We start from the raw sequence: 18,243 nt of genomic DNA on the forward strand, positions 1-18,243 counted from the left end.
TTATTTAATGAAATAACTTTTAAGTAAACTCACTTAAAGGGTGATATGAAAACAGGGGGGTATTAAATTATGAGTAGTAGTTCGAAAGTAAAAGATGAAAATTCAGGGATAGTACCATTTTTTCGAAAAGGAGATATCGGGGGATTAACATATACTATAACTAATAATATTATCAACTATCTTATAGTTATAGCCACACTTTCAGGTTTACTAGGTTGGCCTGATGAAATAGTTTATGGGAGAGTAATACCAGGGATGTCAATAGGATTATTAGTTGGTGGATTATACTATGCCTATCTTGGATATAAGTTATCTGTAAAAGAAGGTAGAAGTGATGTCACAGCTTTACCTTCAGGAGTTTCAACTCCTGCGATGTTTGTAATTTTATATGGTGTTGTAATGCCACTTCATTATGCTCTAGATGATCCTGAACTTGCATGGTCAGCAGCAGTGGCAGCATGCTTTACCGGTGGATTCATAGAGTTTATGGGAGGGTTTATTGGTCCTTGGCTTAAGAATAAACTACCACGTGCAGCTCTTCTTGGAACGGTTGCAGGTATTGGATTTATATGGATGGCGACTCAAGGAGTACTTGATGTTTATGCAGATCCATTGATTGGATTACCAGTTTTAATCATAGCTATGCTTGGTGTCTTTGGAGGTTACCTATTTCCTAAAAAAATACCACCTCTTACTGTTGCAATTGTTGGTGGAATAATTTATGCTTTCCTTTTAGGAAGAACAAGTGTTGATTTTACAGGAGTAGGCTTTTACTTCCCAAACCCTGTAAATTCAATACAAGCATTAATTAATGGATTTGTGGTTGTAATACCTTTTTTAACAATCGTGATACCTGTCGAAATATATAACTTTGTAGAAACTATGGATAATGTTGAGGCTGCACATGCTGCAGATGATAATTATCCAGTAAGAGCAACATTATTTGGAGATGGAATATGCACTATGATTTCTGCAATATTTGGTGGAGTAGTTCCAAACACAGTATGGTTAGGTCACGCAGGGCTTAAGAAAGCTGGTGCAGGAATCGGATATTCTTTAGTATCAGGTGTTATATTAGGGCTTGCGGGTATTTTAGGACTCTTTACACTATTAAGTGGATTAGTTCCACCAGCAGTATGTGCAATTACATTCTTATGGTGTTCTATTGTAATGGTAGCTCAAGCATTCAAAGCATGTAATGTAAAACATTATGCAGCTGTTGGTATTGCTATGGTTCCACCTGTTGCTGATTACATGTATACACAGGTTACAGGAGCTTTAGGAGTTTCGAATATTTGGACTGAAACACTTCCATCAGGTTTAAGTGGATATAATAGCGAAATAACAGACTCACTTATTGCTAATGGAGTAATGTGGAACGGAGTCCCAGCAGTTAAATCGGGTGCAGTTGTTATTGGTATATTATTAAGTACAATGACTGTATTTATCATTGATAGAAGATTAGATAAAGTAGGAATGACTGCACTTGTAGCAGCAGGACTTTCACTATTTGGATTTATTCATAGCGCTGAGTTAACCATCAACTTTAAATCACCATTTGTAATTGGTTATGTAATTGTCGCAGTAATAAGCTTTATATTACATCTTAATAGAAATAAATGGTTTAAAGCAGAAGAAGATTTTGAATATGTATAGGTTAAGAAGATTAGAGTGAAATCAAAAAAATAGTATATGAAAATTAACACTCTTTTATAACGAGAATTGAAATGTAAATTCAAATTATAAAAGAGTGTTTTATTTTTATAGTACTAGTGGTAGTTTACTATAAAGATCTTTTAGATGATATAAATAAAAGATAGATAAAATGAACATACCACGACTTATAATGGCTGAAAAAACATTAGAAGAATAATGATAAAGAAAAAAAGATATAATCCATTACCACAAGTTAGATTTACTGAAAGACTTGATGTTATTGCAGCCTATCTTTTATATTTCTGCTATTGTTACTTTTTGTATATAATAAAGATATTTTATCTAAATACTTAAAGATCATAGAGTCAAAAAAACTTTCAGATATTCCATTGTTTCTACTTTAATGAATAGTTGGAGATAAAGACTGGTAAACTGCTTTTCAATTATAAATTAAATTTATAGGTGTATATTCTAATCTATTAGATATAAGTATTCATTCATAGTAGTTATTATTTAATCTTATTATGTTAAAATATAAGAAAATCATATAGGAAACCTAAAAAGTTTTAATAGATTAGAAGGAGGTATGGTAATGGATTCGATAACTCATACGCTGATGGGTCTTACTGTATATGGTACTGTAAAGAAGAAAGATATAGATCCCAAAGTAAAGAAGTCAATTTTTGTAGCTTCTGCTGTTGGAAGTCAAATTCCTGATATAGATATGATTCTTCAACTCACTGAAAAAGGAAGACTAATGTATCAGATGTGGCATAGAGGAGTAAGTCACTCCTTAATTATGGCTCCTATTTGGGCCTTAGTAATTTATGCTATCTGTTATCTTATATGGAAAGTGAAAGATAAAATGATTTTTTGCATAGCATTGCTAAGTGTTTTTTTACACATTGGTTTTGATTCACTTAATACCTGGGGAACTGGAATTTTTGAACCATTTGCTTCTACTAGAGTAAGTCTTGGGTTGATACCAATAGTAGATGTGGTTATTTGGGTGATTATGCTTATTGGACTTATTTTTACTAAGGTTAAGAAGTCATACCCGAAATATAAGATTTGGAGAATTGTGTGGATAGTAATCTTTATTCATGTTGCAATACAATCTGTACAAGGACAAATTATTCATAATGAAGCTAAGTTATTCTATGAAAAGTCTGCTATATCTGCTAGTTTTGTTCCATGGAACTTTTCGATTATTGGTAAAAATGGAGATACTGTAGAAATTTATAGTAAGACAGTTTGGACAGAGAAGAAAAAAATTCAGATATTACATTCAAAAGAAGAAACAGACTTAACACCTTTATTCGCTGAAAACTTAAAGGCAGAGGTTTTAGCTCAGTGGTCACCTTTTGTAGTAATTATTGAGGATCAAAATAAACTTGGTATTTATGATCCTAGATTTTATAGAAATGGTAGTTCTTTTTTATTTGAATATGTTGAAAAAAAGTAAATTTTACAAGAAGAAAAGAGAAATAAAAGGTTTAATAATAAAGAATGCATAATAAATACTATATATACGATATTTATATGAAATAGATAATACTTCTATAATATACTATTGTGAAGGTAGATTATAGAAGTATTATCTATGGTATATGCAAAATATATTGGTATTATCATTAGAAGAATAATAACTTCTTCAAATCCATCAATTAGTTTTTTCTTTAAAAATAATTTAAATATATAGAGATTCAAATAGTTGAACGCAAATAGTGTAAAAAATAAGCTTTTTACCATTAGTAGAAATACTGTATCTGATTATAATTAAGTTCAAATTACCATTTTATATATCGTTATCAAAACAGAATTTTAAAAGGGATGAGGGATCAAAGTGAATAAGTATGAAAAATCCAATTTGGTCATACATAGTGATTTTGAAATAAGAAAGCTTAGAGAGGAAAATAGTGATATAGACTTATTAATACCATTAGATTTACGTGTTGTAAACCTTCATATTAATAATATGCCAGAATATATTTCAGATAGATTTCAACTTATAGAAGTTAGAAATATCATTATAAGATTTACAGATGATAATAAGAATAATTATTGTACAATTCATTTTTTGAAAAATATAGACCTTCAATCAGCAATAGTAAACTTTACTATGGATTATAAAAATCATAGCATTAAGATCGCTAAAGCCGATTATAGTGTTGAGATGTATATATTGTAAATAGAAAATAAACTTAAAAGATTATAATCTTTATATATAAGTGTAGAAAAATACTAATAATGAAGAAATCTTTAAATATAGCATACATTATAACTATTATTTTAGTGTAACATTAGTAACTATAATTATATGGCTCCTGAAAAATATAGTATTAAAAGTATTATATTTATTGAAATTAAATAAGAGGATATTAAATTATCTAAATATATGATTAAAAACAAAACATTTGTTTACATAAACTTATAAAAATGATAAAATTTAGACATATACATACTTTTAAAAAATTCTAAAGGGGGATAATATGAGAAAATTAAAGTTATGGATTTTAATGTTAATTACTACTATGATTTTTACTTCGACTATTGGCTTTGCGGATAATGCTCTGGTTATGGATAGTTATCAAATAGCAAGTAATAGTCAAAACAATCAACAGCAAAGTAATAGCTATGATTACGACATACTTATAAAGTCAGGAAATGTGTATAAAGAGGGCAATAAATTAGATATGGCAATTAAAGATGGAGTTATAGTTGCAGTTAAGCCTAATATAAAAGGAAGTGCTAAGTTAAATATAAATGCTGATGGAAAATTTATTTCACCAGGGTATTTAGATACACATAATCATTTAGGTAAAACCAACATTGATACAGGTAAAGAATCTAAGACTTTAATGGAGGCTGTAAAAGATACTGAAGAATATTGGGAGAACTTTAAAGATAGCGAACAAATAAAAAAAGATGTAAAAGAAAGAGCAGAAAAAACTATTATAAGAATGATTAAAAATGGAACTACTGGAATAAGAACAAATGTAGATTTACATATTGAGGCTATAGAAGCTGTACACGAGCTAAAAGTTAAATACAAAGATTATATTGATATACAAATTGCTACACATATAACAGATGAGGATATAATAGGCCCAGCAATAGAAAAAGGATGGATAGATTGTATAGGTGCTTATGCACAACCTGAATGGAACTCTATAGAAAATGGAACTATAGATAAAGCTTTTGAGTTAGCACAAAAATATAATTTACCAATAGATATCCATGTAGATGAATCTGATGAGCCTAATATAGACTGCTTTCTATATATTATTGACAAGACTATAGAGACTGGAATGCAAGGAAAGGTAACTGTAGGTCATGTAACTGCACTTAGTGCAGTTGATGACGACGTAGCTGCTAAAGCAATAAAGAAAGCTGCAGAATCAGGAATAAATGTAACTTCACTTACATCTTGCAATATGTATCTAATGGGTAGAAGTGACACTGGGATTATACGTCGTGGTCCTACAAGAGTAGATGGGCTGTTAAAGGCAGGTGTTACGGTAAGCTATGCTTCTGATAATATTAGAGATCCATTCAGACCATTTGGTAATGGGGATATGCTAGAAGAGGGATTACTTACTGCACAAATTATTCAGTATGGAACTAAAACGGATCTAAATACAGTTTATGATATGGGAACATACAATCCAGCTAAGGTAATGGGATATACTAATTATGGACTAAAGGTTGGAGATAGAGCAGATATAGTAATACTCGATGCAGAATCTGCAGCTGATGCACTAATAGGTCAAGCAACTAAATTATATGTAATAAAAAATGGTAAATTGACTGTTAAAAATGAAAAAAAATCTACTATACTTGATATAGATTCAAAATAGTAAATTTAATGAATTAACACTAGATAGAATAATAATTTTTATAAAAAGTACCTATAATAAATACTAGTAATTTTAAGACTAGCACTCTAAAATAAATTTAAAAATAGAGTGCTAGTTTTTTGAAGTAATTTACTGAGTCTAAATGTGGAAAGCGTATAGAAAGGTTACTTTGACTTACACTATATGGGCTTTAGAGGAAACAGAACATGAAAATTAAAGGTATTAACTACTAGGAATTATAATGATGATGGATTATTCTCAAATAACTTACCATATGTTATAATTTTAATACATATAAAGCGTTAAGGAGGTGGCCACTTGGCACAGCAATATACCAGAAAGATGATTCGTGAGGTATTTATAAAGATGCTGAATGAGCGTCCACTTAATAAAATTACGGTTAAGGATATTTCTACATTATGTGAGATTAACCGAAATACTTTTTACTATTATTACACAGATATATATGCACTTCTGTCAGAAATATTTCAAACAGAACTTCAGACAGTCATTGATGAATATAATGATACATTTTCATGGGAGGAAAGCTTTGTTTTAGCTGCTAAATTTGCTTTAGAAAACAAAACAGCTGTCTACCATGTATATAATTCTATGCAGAGAGAAGAATTAGTCGACTATATATACAATGTATCAGGAAATGTCATGATTCGATACGTTGAAAAAGTAAGTAATTGTATCTCAGCTTCTTCAGAAGATAAAAAACTGATTGCTTCCTTTTATCAGTGTGCCCTAACTGAAATGGTATTACGTTGGATTGCTTCAGGAATGAAGGAAGACCCTAATACTATTATTAGACGAATCGGGCAACTTTTTGATGGAAATATTGAGTTGTCTCTTAAACGAAGTGCTGATCTAAATGATGTTTATTAAAAAATAATAGAATATTTCTTTTATATTAGACATTTTAGCTTCAATGCCTAAAAGTTAGATAAACAAACTGCGGTGTTCGAAAATCGAACACCGCAGTTTGTTTATCTAATGAAAACGACACCAAAAAACTATATTATGTATTTATACAAATAATACAGATAATAAGTATTCACAAAGTTAAAAGAGCTTATTATTTATTATACCCTGGGGGAATACTAATAGAGTGAATATAGAAGAACTCTAAGTGTAATAGGAAGATTTAAAAAAACTATCAAAAAATTAAGAAAGAAGGAGATAAAATGAAATTAAAAACACATGATGACAGACTTAAACTTACAAATGGAACTTATCATGCTTTAGTAAATGCAAGAAAACCTAAAGGAATTGACGACAAAAAAGCATACTTGATTGGTACGGGAATTGGAGCTTTAGCTGCTGGTTGTTTTTTAATTCGTGATGCCCATATGGATGGTAGTAAGATTACCTTTCTAGAACAATTAGATATTCCTGGTGGATCTTTGGATGCTGAGGTTCGTCAGAATATGGGTTATGTGTCACGTGGCGGACGTGAAATGGGACATCATTTTGAGGTCTTATGGAGTTTATTTAGTTCGCTACCATCTACAGAAGATCCTAATATGACTGTGTTAGATCATTTTTATTATACAAACTATGATGATCCAAACTTTAGCAATTGTCGTATTACTAAAAACCAAGGTGAGCGCTATGATAATGGAAAATTTAATTTAGGTCAAAAGTTGGCAAAAGAATTAGCTGCTTTTGTAATGATAAAAGACGAAGATCTTCAAAATAAATCTATAGAAGATATTTTTTCTGAGGAACTTTTAAATAGTGATTTCTGGACATACTGGAGAACGATGTTTGCTTTTGAGAACTGGCATAGTGCTTTAGAGATGAAACTATATATGAATCGTTTCATTCACCATGTTGGCGGGTTACCAAATCTTTCGGCATTACAATTTTCAAGACATGATCAATATACTTCGTTTATAAAACCTATGATTAAATATTTAGAAGATCATGGTGCTAAATTTGAATATGGAATTACTGTCAATAACGTTGAGTTCTCAATTTCAGATGATAAAAAGGTTGCAAAGAGAATAGTTGCAACAGATAGAGATGGAAAGGATATTTCTATTGACTTAACAGAAAATGACTTAGTATTTATTACTAATGGTTCTATGACTGAGGGCTCTGGATATGGTGATGACAATACTCCTGCTCCATTCAATAAGGAACCAGAAGGATGTTGGGAGTTGTGGAGAAATATAGCGGCTCAATCAGATGAATTTGGGAATCCAGATAAATTCTGTACAGACCCAGAAAAATCTAATTGGGAGTCTTGTACAGTAACTTGTCATGATGAACGTGTCCCTAAGTATATCGAAAAGATCACAAAACGTTCGCCATACGGTGGACGTACTGTAACAGGTGGTATAGTTACAGCTCTTGATTCTTCATGGCTGATGAGTTGGACTATAAACCGTCAAGAACAATATTATGGACAGCCTGAAAAAGATGTTGCTGTTTGGGTATATGGTTTATTTTCCGATGTTTCTGGAGACTACATTAAAAAACCTATGAGAGATTGTACTGGTAAGGAAATTACAAAAGAATGGTTATATCATATAGGTGTTCCTACAGATCAAATTGAGAAATTGGCAGAATCATGTACTGCAGTTCCTGTAATGATGCCATTTATAACATCTCAATTTATGCCTCGTGAATTTGGAGATCGTCCTTATGTTGTACCAAAGAATGCAGTAAACTTTGCTTTCCTCGGACAATTTGCTGAAACATTAGATGATCCAGGACGTGATACTGTATTTACTATCGAGTACTCAGGACGTACAGCAATGGAAGCAGTATATGTATTAACTGGAGTTGAAAAAGGAGTTCCTGAAGTATATGGTTCGAGATATGATATCCGTTATTTATTAAATGCAGGTAAAAGCTTACTAGATGGAGAAAAACCAGAAATTAAATTATCACCACTGGCTAAACGTAAAGTTTTAAAACGAATAGCAGGAACAGAAATTGAAGAGTTATTAAAAGAATATGGAATTATTTAATGTATATAGAGTTAGATAATTTGATTAAAATCCCGAATTTCAAAACATTCGGGATTTTAACTTATATGTATTTACTACTTGTATTACTGCCTGATATATTGGGGATATGTAAAACAATATATAAAGTAAGATACTTCTATGGAAGGAATGCAAATTGGTATAAAAAATGTGATAACATAAGATTAAAGTTTTAATCTATTCACTATGATTAATTTAAAATTATCATAGAAGGAATGAGGAAAACTAGTATAGAAATAATTAATATAAATTTAAAAGAGGATGTGAAATATGTGTGTAATGAGTCTTTAGAAACAAAATATAATGAACTTAGTGAGTATATAGATAATAATAAAAGTGAAGAAGATTATTTATCTATTCTCTTAAAAGCACAGGATATGTTCGGATATTTACCTAAAGAGGTTCAGAACTATATATCACAAAAACTAGGAGCTTCAGAAGTGGAAATTCAAAGACTGGTAAAAAATAATCGTCTAAAAGAAAGACCAATAGGAAAATATGATATAAGAGTATGTACGGGATTACACTGCACTAGAAAAGGTTATTCTGAAAATCTTGAAGAATTTAAAAGACTTCTCGACATAAAGCCAGGAGAGATAACTAAGGATGGTAAGTTTAGCATGTATGAATCGGGATGTAGAGGAGGATGTAGAAAGGCACCTGTTGTTAGTGTAAACATGGACGATAGATATACTGAAGTTACCAAAGATGATGTAAAAGAGATATTAAATAAATATAAGTAAGAAAGAAGTTAAAAAGTAAAAAATATAAAGGATACTATAAAAATAAATTTAAAATTAGAATCACTGTACAAATATATTCAACAAATATAGTAATTGAAGAGATAGATAATAATAAGGGCATTATAACAATCGATACTCTTATTATTTCAATAGATAGAATTTTTTAAATTAATATAGTAGATAAGTTAAAGTATTTGCTCATAAACAAGCATTAAAAGTATATACATAGATAGTAAAAATCAAAAGTATATAGTAGTTATAATACTAATAGTAGAGGTGTCTTATAAAATTATTGAATTTTAAGATACTAGAAAAAAGATTAGATGATACGTTTTTATATAAGAGACTGGACAAATAGGAAGTGTTTGTCCAGTCTTTTATGTACTTTGTAATAATGAATTCAGAAAATACATGCTAAAGCTAATTATAAGTTATGTTAGTAAATGAGGAAAAATAGCTAAATTCAAATTAAATAAATTAAATAAAATAAATAATTACTATTAACAGAACATTATATTCATTTTACTAGTCTATCTTAAATAATAGTCAATACATTAATAACCTTCAAAATAGGTATACTAATAAAAAATATATTTAAGGTAGGAGTAAAATGAAAAAACAATATTCAATGATTGCATTAGCTTCTGTTTGTGTAGTTGTAGTACTATTAGCAGGAGCATGTAACTATACTCAGGGTAGTAGAAACAAGAAAGATATTAAAAATAATCTAAATGATAAAGATTATAGCCAGTATAGTAAATTAGAATTAAATGTAGAGGAGAAGCCGACTACTTATAGATTTCCAGCTGAATTCGAAAAGCAACAGGCTATCTGGATGCAGTGGCCACCAGAAGTATATGATCAAGATGAAGCTCATCCTGTAAGTCCTATTATTATTAATATCATGAAGGCTTTTGAGTCATATATTAAGGTCAACGTTATGGTACGTGATAATGATGATATTAATAAAATAGAGAGTATGCTTAAAAACAGTGGCTATTCTGGTACAAACATACACTTTCATGAAATTAGTCACTCATCTATATGGACAAGGGACGTTGGACCTATTTTTATTAAAGACAGTGAAAACAAACTAAATGTTGTGGACTTTGGTTTTAATAATTACAGTAGAGGTGGTAGTGAAGACTACATACGTATAGAGAGTCAGATAGACAAATCAGTAGCTGAATTATATAAACTGCCAGTTGTAGATACAAAACTTATTTCTGAAGGTGGTGCTATAGAGTCAAATGGACAAGGGACATTAATGACGACAGAGTCTGTGGTTTTAAAGCGTAATCCTGAAATGACAAAACAACAGATAGAGGATGAATATAAAAGGGTTCTTGGAGTAAAAAAAATAATATGGCTGAAAAAAGGTCTAGCTGAGGATGACCATATCACAAGTGGACACATCAATGAGATCGCACGTTTTACAGATCAAAATACGATACTTTTAGCTCAAATTCTACCAGAGGACAGATATGTAAATGAAGCTTCTAGTGAATCTTACTTACGACTTGAAGAAAACTATAACATTCTTAAAAATGCAACGGATCAGGACGGTAAGTCTTTTAATATAATAAGAGTCCCAATGCCTTCTACAATTTATCAAAGACCAAATAGCGAAGGAAAAATACCTATACGAAGTTATTTGAACTATGCTGTTACGAACGGATCCGTAGTTATGCAGACTTATTGGAAACCAGGATTATCAAGTGAACTAAAACAAACTGAAGATAGAGTTAAAGAAATATTGCGTGATGTATTCCCTGGACGGGATATTATTGGTATTGATTCAGATGATTTAAATCTATGGGGAGGCGGAATACACTGTATAACCCAACATATGCCGGCAGATTAACTTTATGAGAAGATAAACGAGTACTATAATATACAAACTTATAATTGTTAGATGAGACTAAAAAAGCTAAACTTCTACCATTCTTTATTGAAAAATTGGATTGGTAGAAGTTTAGTTTTTTTATATTTGATACGATAGAATCCAATGTATTAACAATATTCTGATTAATTTTGTTAATAACTTCAGAATAGGTGTCCATACTTGTGGATAATTTACTATATGGAAAATAATTCTTCAGAACAGATAGCTTTTTATTATTCATTACCATAAAACAATGATTATAGATATTACTAAAGTATAAATGATTAAAAAATATGAAATTATATTTCTTACTTTTACCTCAATATATTATATGCTCTGTTATAATATTAGCATTTTCAATAAATCCATATCACTTTAACTTATTCCAAACATTACCCTATTAAAAAAACGAAAAGGTACATTTTATTAGAGTTTAACTAAAATATAGTTAAAATAAGCATTAGAATGCTTTACTCTATTCCATATAAAATACATAGAAATGACTCTTTCGATATAATTAAGATATAGTATGAATGACACGTCTTAGTAAATTCTTAATAAATTATTAAGAATTAAATCAGTTTTTATTATCTTAGTTTTGATAAAATTAAATATCACTTTATAATGCCTTGGGAGGATATTTTATGAGCGATAAAATACTTATAGTTGATGATGAACGTGAAGTTGCTGGTTTAATTGATCTATATTTGCAAAATGAAAGTTATACTGTATATAAATGTTATGATGCAAAGCAAGCTTTGAAGTTTATAGATACTACAGATCTTGATTTAGTAATACTTAACATAACTATGCCAGGTATAAGTGGTCTTACTATTTGTCAAAAGATAAGGGAAAAATATAATTATCCTATTATTATCATTACAGCAAAAAGAAAAGAAGTAGATAAGATCATGGGCTTAACACTTGGCGCAGATGATTGCATTAATAAGCCTTTTATACCTTTAGAATTGATGGCAAGAATTAAAGCTCAGTTACGTAGATATAAAAAATATAATATTCCACAAGAACCAGAAGATAAATTAATTATTCATTCAGGATTAGTTCTGAATGTTAATACACATGAATGCTTACTTAATGAAAAGCCCCTTATTCTTACACCAACTGAGTTCTCTATTTTAAGAATTTTATGTGAAGAAAAAGGTAATGTAGTGAGCGGGGAAGAACTGTTCATTAGAATTTGGAAAGATGAGTACTTTACAAAAAGTAATAACACAGTTGCTGTTCATATAAGGAACTTAAGAGAAAAAATGAATGACTCTATTGAAAATTCAAAATATATAAAGACAATATGGGGAGTAGGATATAAAATTGAGAAGTAAAAGTATACTGCTTTCTAAAATTCTGTATAACAGCTTTATTTTAATATTTCCTATGGCTTTAAAAGATCTATTTAGAGAAAAACTTGATAATTAACTTATCAAGCTATTTAGAAAATAATTTCCGTTTAATAAATATGGAGATAAGAGTAATTTATTAATAGATTCTCCGTCAAAAATTATCTATTCTATTAGGAGTGATCACTCTGTTAATTTTTCTTATTATTTATTACTGCACTATTTCCTAGACCATTAAATATTTTTACAAAACTACAAAAAGTAATATGTATTATTAGAAGTTATGAAATATATGTATAGATTAAAAGATAAAAAAAGATGATTTGGCTATATATTTAACCTAAAAGGATAGGAAAAACAATTTTTGAATATAATCTATTTTCTATTTCGTAAAGTTCTATTGATTAAAGATAGATATTCTCAACATGGAAACTGACAAGTCTAGATTAAGTGCAAAATCAGTCTTAAATTCTATGTTAATAAAAAATATATATTTTCTTAATAAATTCTTAGGAATTAAACAACTTTATATTAAAGAATAGCCTGCTTGTTTTGTGTAAGATAAGATTACTAAAACAAGCAGCTTTTTTGTTTTTTGAAAGGATAGTGATTTATAAAGTGAAAAGAAAAAGATTAACACAGACATTTCCATGGCTACTGCCTGTTAGAAAAATTCAAAGAAAGGCAGCTTTTTATCTAGGAATGCAGCTAGACAATAGGAATTATTCCAAAACATTACTATCTATTGTATTACCACATACTTTATTTGAAACAAACACTCCTCTTTACAATTATAAAACAGGTGTTGATATGACATATCAGAAGAATAAAGTCTTTAATCTAAAATTAGCAGCTAAAACTTTGAATGGCATGATCATAAAGCCTAATGAAACTTTTTCATTCTGGCAAGCAGTTAGACATGCTGATCGTGAAATACCTTATAAAAATGGACTAACAATAACAGATGGAAAGCTTACAACAACTTATGGGGGAGGAATCTGTCAAATGAGTAACTTATTATTCTGGATGTTCCTACATTCCCCACTTGTAATTGTTGAAAGACATACACACAAAGTAAAAAAGTTTCCAGATCCTTCTATAGATACTCCAAAAGGCGTTGATGCTACTGTGTCTGAGGGATGGCTTGACTTAAAATTGCTTAACAATACACGCTATACTTTTCAAATTAGCATTGAATTTGACAAAGACAAGATTTATGGAAGCTTATTAACTGACAAATCTATTGATAAAAGGTATGAAATAAGAACTGAAAATCTTTCTTATATTAAAGAAAGAAATAAAGTTTATGAAAAAGTATCAATTTATAGAGATGAAATTCATGTTGATTCAAGCGAGTATATTGCTCGAGACCATTTATATGATAATTACTGTGAAATAGGGTACGAGCTATCACCAGATATTTTAATAAATTATGATGAGACTTCTTGAGAATGTACTAATAACAGTTTTATAAGAAGCTGTAGCATGAAACTAATCAGTGCCTATAAGGATGGCAGTAAGATCTAAGTCCTATATGAAAAATACGATTCAATGAGCAATAAATTATCAGGATGAAAAATTTACTCAATAATAAAAATGCGGAGGTAATAAGAAATGAAAAAAACGATAGCAATAATATTTGGAGGTTGTTCATCGGAGTATGAAGTATCACTACAGTCTGCGAGCTCTATTATTCAGGCTATAGATAGAGATAAGTATAATCTGTTTTTAATAGGAATTACGAAAGATGGAACATGGTTACATTACAAAAATGAGTTATCAAAAATAGCTGAAAACACATGGATGGAAGATAATACTTGTTGTCCTGTAATGTTTTCGCCAAACAGAGTGGATCATGGAATTTTATTATTTGAGAAGGATCAGATTAAAAAAGTTTGGATTGATATGGCATTTCCTATTTTACATGGGAAAAATGGTGAAGATGGAACGATACAAGGTCTTTGTGAACTGGCAGGCATACCTATTATTGGGTGCGATACATTATCCTCTGCACTATGCATGGACAAGGATATGGCTCATCGAGTTGTAAAAGCTTCTGGTATAAAAGTGCCAGAATCCTATGTATTACAAAATATTATAGATGAAAATATAATTTATACTGAGGCGAAAAAGCTAGGATACCCTCTTTTTGTAAAACCAGTTAAAGCTGGATCATCATTTGGAATTACTAAAGTAAAGAATGAGAATGAATTAATTCCTGCTATATTAGAAGCATTTCAGCATGACAATGAGGTAGTATTAGAGGAAAATATATATGGGTTTGAAGTCGGGTGTGCGATTTTAGGGAATGAGGATTTGACTGTAGGAGAGTTAGATGAAATAGAAGTAGAAGATGGTTTTTTTGACTATATACAAAAATACACCTTAAAGGCATCTGAAATCCACATGCCAGCGAGAGTTGAAGAAAGCAAGTCAAAAGAAATAAAAAGCATAGCAGTTAAAATATATAGAGCTTTAGGATGTAAGGATTTTGCTAGAGTAGATATGTTCATAACTCCAGATGGAGAAATAGTTTTTAATGAAGTAAATACTATACCAGGTTTTACTTCCCATAGCCGATATCCAAATATGATGAAGGGGATTGGAATGACATTTGAAGACGTTATAGCACATATTCTAGACTTGGCGGTGAAAGAATGAAAAAAGTTCTTTTAACTAGAGAAGAGATATTCACTGGTAATTTAATTTTAGTAAATGAAAAGTATCCTATTCATTCAAATTATCCTGAAAATCTCTTATCAAAAATTGGCAATATCCTTTTAAACTCTAGAGTCACAACTGTTTTTAAGAATATACTAGAAGAATCAGAGGACTTTAGAAAAATAATACCTGTAAGTGGATATCGTAGTAGATTAGAGCAAGAAAATTTATATCAAAATTCTATAAAAGAAAATGGATTAGAGTTTACAAAAAAATATGTGGCTTTGCCCAATCATAGTGAACATCAAACGGGACTTTGTGTTGATCTAGCAATTGATAAACCAAATATAGATTTTATACGACCAGAGTTCCCGTATAATGAAGTATGTAATTTGTTCCGGAAGAAATCTATTCAATTTGGATTTATAGAGAGGTATCCATTAGGAAAAGAAGATATAACCAAAATAGCACATGAGCCTTGGCACTTTAGATATGTTGGATTTCCACATTCAATGATTATGGAACAGCATAAGTTTTGTTTAGAGGAATATATTGAGTGGATAAAACAGTATGAACATGATAAGAATCCTTTAGAAATAGCCTACCAAGAAGAACTAATAGAAATTTCATACTTGCAGGTTAAGACACAAGAGGATATATCACTAAATATTCGGAATACTAACAATTGCCTAATCTCTGGAAATAACGTTGATGGCTTTATTATAACCATTTGGAGGGATCATTAATGAATAAAAATGATAGCTTCAATGGATTAGATAGTTTTAGAATAGTTGCAGCCCTTATGGTTGTGGCTATTCATACCTCACCATTTACATCACTAGACACTACTGCTGATTTTATATTCACGTATGTTATATCTCGTATAGCTGTTCCTTTTTTCCTAATGATTACCGGATATTTTTCACTGAATAAATGCTTACAAGATAGGGAAACTTTACTTAAGTTTCTAATAAAGAATAGTAAGATTTATCTTATGGCTATCATACTATATATTCCTCTCAATATTTATGCTAAACATTTTGTACAAGGAAACTTACCAGTAGATATAATAAAAGCAATCATATTTGATGGTACTTTTTATCACCTATGGTACTTTCCTGCTGTCATTACTGGAGTTTTAATTGTTTATTTTTTTAGAAAAAAATTCAACCTAAAAACTACCTTCACTATTACTTTACTTCTATATTTGATTGGATTATTTGGAGATAGTTACTATGGTTTAATCAGTAACAATCCTTATATAGCTAAATTTTATGATGGAATATTTTCAGTATCTTCTTACACAAGAAACGGTATATTCTATGCACCAATATTTCTGGTAATGGGTGAAATCATTGCATTAAGAGATAGTAAAATTTCAAAGCCAAAATATTTGACTTGTTTCTTTACTTCACTTTTGTTAATGGTACTTGAGGGTTTGATATTATATAAATTTCAAATACAACGACATAATAGTATGTATTTACTCTTATTGCCTTGCATGTTTTTTCTATTTCAACTTTTGGTTAAATACAAAGGCAATACGTCAAAATCAATAAGAAGTATTACTCTTTGGATTTATTTAATTCATCCTATTATGATTGTTGTGGTACGAGGAATAGCTGAAGCTACAAATACAAGAAATATTTTGATTAACAATAGCTTTCTGCACTATCTAGCGGTTAGCAGTCTTTCTATATGTTTTTCGTCGTTTATTTATTACACTATGAATCACCGTGAAAAGAATACCTTTCATAAAGGTAGAGCATGGACAGAGATTGATTTAAATGCATTAAGGGTCAATGTAGATACTATAAAGGAGCTATTGCCTCCAAGTTGTGAATTCATGGCAGCAGTAAAAGCGAATGCATATGGTCATGGTGCAATACGAGTATCAAAAGAACTAAACAAACTAGGGATAAAAGCTTTTTGTGTGGCTTCTATTTTGGAAGGTATTTCTTTAAGAAAGTCTGGAGTTAGTGGAGAAATATTAATACTTGGATATACCCACCCAAAGCAGTTTTATCTTCTTAAAAGATATCATTTAACTCAAACAGTAATTGACTATAACTATGCAAATCAGTTGAATGATTATGGAAAAAGCTTACCAGTGCATATTAAAATTGATACTGGAATGCATCGTTTGGGTGAAAACTGTGAACATATTCCTAAGATACTGGGAATATTTCATATGAAGAACTTAGAGGTAAAAGGAATATACACGCATCTGTGTGTGTCAGATAGTCACCAATCTGATGATGAAGCATTTACTAAGCTACAAATTGAAAAGTTCTATTCAGTAGTCCAAGCAATAGAAGAACAAGGTATTGTATGTCCTAAAGTCCATATTCAAAGTAGTTATGGTGCTATAAATTACCCATTTTTACAATGCGATTATGCTCGTATAGGTATTGCACTATATGGTGTCTTTAGTGAAAAGGATGATTCTGAAAAGTATAGTATTCCATTGAAACCAGCTTTATCAGTTAAAGCAAGGATCCAAATGACGAGACAGCTTTCCTGTGGTGAATCAATGGGATATGGACTACAATTTACAGCAAAGCGTAATACGAAAGTTGCTGTTGTTTCTATTGGGTATGCTGATGGAATTCCAAGGTGCTTATCAAATGGTATGGGACATGTTCTTATAAGAAATAAACGTGCAAATATTATTGGTCGCGTTTGCATGGATCAAATGTTAGTTGATATTACAGACATTCCAGATGTTCAACCTAATGATATTGCTACCATAATTGGAGAATCTGGTGATGAAAGAATTACAGCTATGGATATGGCAGAGCAAGCAAATACTATAACAAATGAAATTTTAAGCAGACTTGGAAGTAGGTTAGAACAAATATATTTGTATAAATGATGAATTACCACGTAAGATAAAAATAAAGTCATTACGAAAATAGATGTTTTGAATATAAGATAGTAAAAGCCTCTAAATTCAAATTTGAATTTAGAGGCTTTTATATGTATGTCAAATATTTATACAAACCGGTTAGTATGAGTTATAGATAAACATTTACTCCGAATTATTTGAGATTTATTTCTAAGGGTAAATTCATTCAGCAA

The 18,243-nt window shown here is 30.1% G+C and carries 13 protein-coding genes; all 13 read left to right on the forward strand.

Translation table 11 applies throughout. The annotated features are described in order from the left end of the window. Window positions 1–69 precede the first annotated feature (69 nt). Window positions 70–1,656 carry a hypothetical protein gene (locus CURI_RS02490; protein WP_014966708.1) on the forward strand — a complete coding sequence of 529 codons (1,587 nt, stop codon included), beginning with the start codon at window positions 70–72 and terminating at the stop codon, window positions 1,654–1,656. Between the two features lie 592 nt (window positions 1,657–2,248). Next, window positions 2,249–3,121, forward strand: coding sequence for a metal-dependent hydrolase (locus CURI_RS02495; RefSeq protein ID WP_014966709.1), 873 nt, complete (start codon window positions 2,249–2,251; stop codon window positions 3,119–3,121). A 381-nt stretch (window positions 3,122–3,502) separates the two neighbouring features. Further along, a complete protein-coding gene (locus CURI_RS02500) occupies window positions 3,503–3,847 on the forward strand; it encodes a hypothetical protein (RefSeq protein WP_014966710.1) in 345 nt (114 codons plus the stop codon). A gap of 301 nt (window positions 3,848–4,148) precedes the next feature. Continuing rightward, entirely contained in the window at window positions 4,149–5,516 is a 1,368-nt protein-coding gene (locus tag CURI_RS02505; RefSeq protein WP_014966711.1) for an amidohydrolase family protein, read from the forward strand. Window positions 5,517–5,834: 318 nt separating this feature from the next. Then, window positions 5,835–6,407: a TetR-like C-terminal domain-containing protein gene (locus CURI_RS02510; protein WP_041701431.1), complete on the forward strand. Its 573-nt coding sequence runs from the start codon at window positions 5,835–5,837 to the stop codon at window positions 6,405–6,407. 299 nt (window positions 6,408–6,706) lie between these two features. After that, entirely contained in the window at window positions 6,707–8,500 is a 1,794-nt protein-coding gene (locus tag CURI_RS02515) for an oleate hydratase (protein ID WP_014966713.1), read from the forward strand. A 233-nt stretch (window positions 8,501–8,733) separates the two neighbouring features. Further along, window positions 8,734–9,261, forward strand: a complete 528-nt coding sequence (locus CURI_RS02520; protein WP_014966714.1) for an NADH-quinone oxidoreductase subunit NuoE family protein — start codon at window positions 8,734–8,736, stop codon at window positions 9,259–9,261. A gap of 610 nt (window positions 9,262–9,871) precedes the next feature. After that, window positions 9,872–11,125 (forward strand): agmatine deiminase family protein, encoded by a 1,254-nt coding sequence (locus tag CURI_RS02525; protein WP_014966715.1) that lies wholly within the window; start codon window positions 9,872–9,874, stop codon window positions 11,123–11,125. 665 nt (window positions 11,126–11,790) lie between these two features. Continuing rightward, entirely contained in the window at window positions 11,791–12,486 is a 696-nt protein-coding gene (locus CURI_RS02530) for a response regulator transcription factor (RefSeq protein ID WP_014966716.1), read from the forward strand. 633 nt (window positions 12,487–13,119) lie between these two features. After that, window positions 13,120–13,950 carry a glycopeptide resistance accessory protein VanW gene (gene vanW / locus CURI_RS02535; protein ID WP_041701433.1) on the forward strand — a complete coding sequence of 277 codons (831 nt, stop codon included), beginning with the start codon at window positions 13,120–13,122 and terminating at the stop codon, window positions 13,948–13,950. Window positions 13,951–14,115: 165 nt separating this feature from the next. Further along, entirely contained in the window at window positions 14,116–15,162 is a 1,047-nt protein-coding gene (gene vanG / locus CURI_RS02540) for a D-alanine--D-serine ligase VanG (protein WP_014966718.1), read from the forward strand. Beyond that, entirely contained in the window at window positions 15,159–15,908 is a 750-nt protein-coding gene (locus CURI_RS02545) for a D-alanyl-D-alanine carboxypeptidase family protein (protein WP_014966719.1), read from the forward strand. Before vanG ends, CURI_RS02545 begins: the two co-directional genes overlap by 4 nt. Then, a complete protein-coding gene (gene vanT, locus CURI_RS02550) occupies window positions 15,908–18,037 on the forward strand; it encodes a serine racemase VanT catalytic subunit (protein WP_014966720.1) in 2,130 nt (709 codons plus the stop codon). Before CURI_RS02545 ends, vanT begins: the two co-directional genes overlap by 1 nt. Window positions 18,038–18,243: the final 206 nt, after the last annotated feature.

The organism is Gottschalkia acidurici 9a, assembly GCF_000299355.1.
GTDB classification, from domain to species: Bacteria; Bacillota; Clostridia; order Tissierellales; family Gottschalkiaceae; genus Gottschalkia; species Gottschalkia acidurici.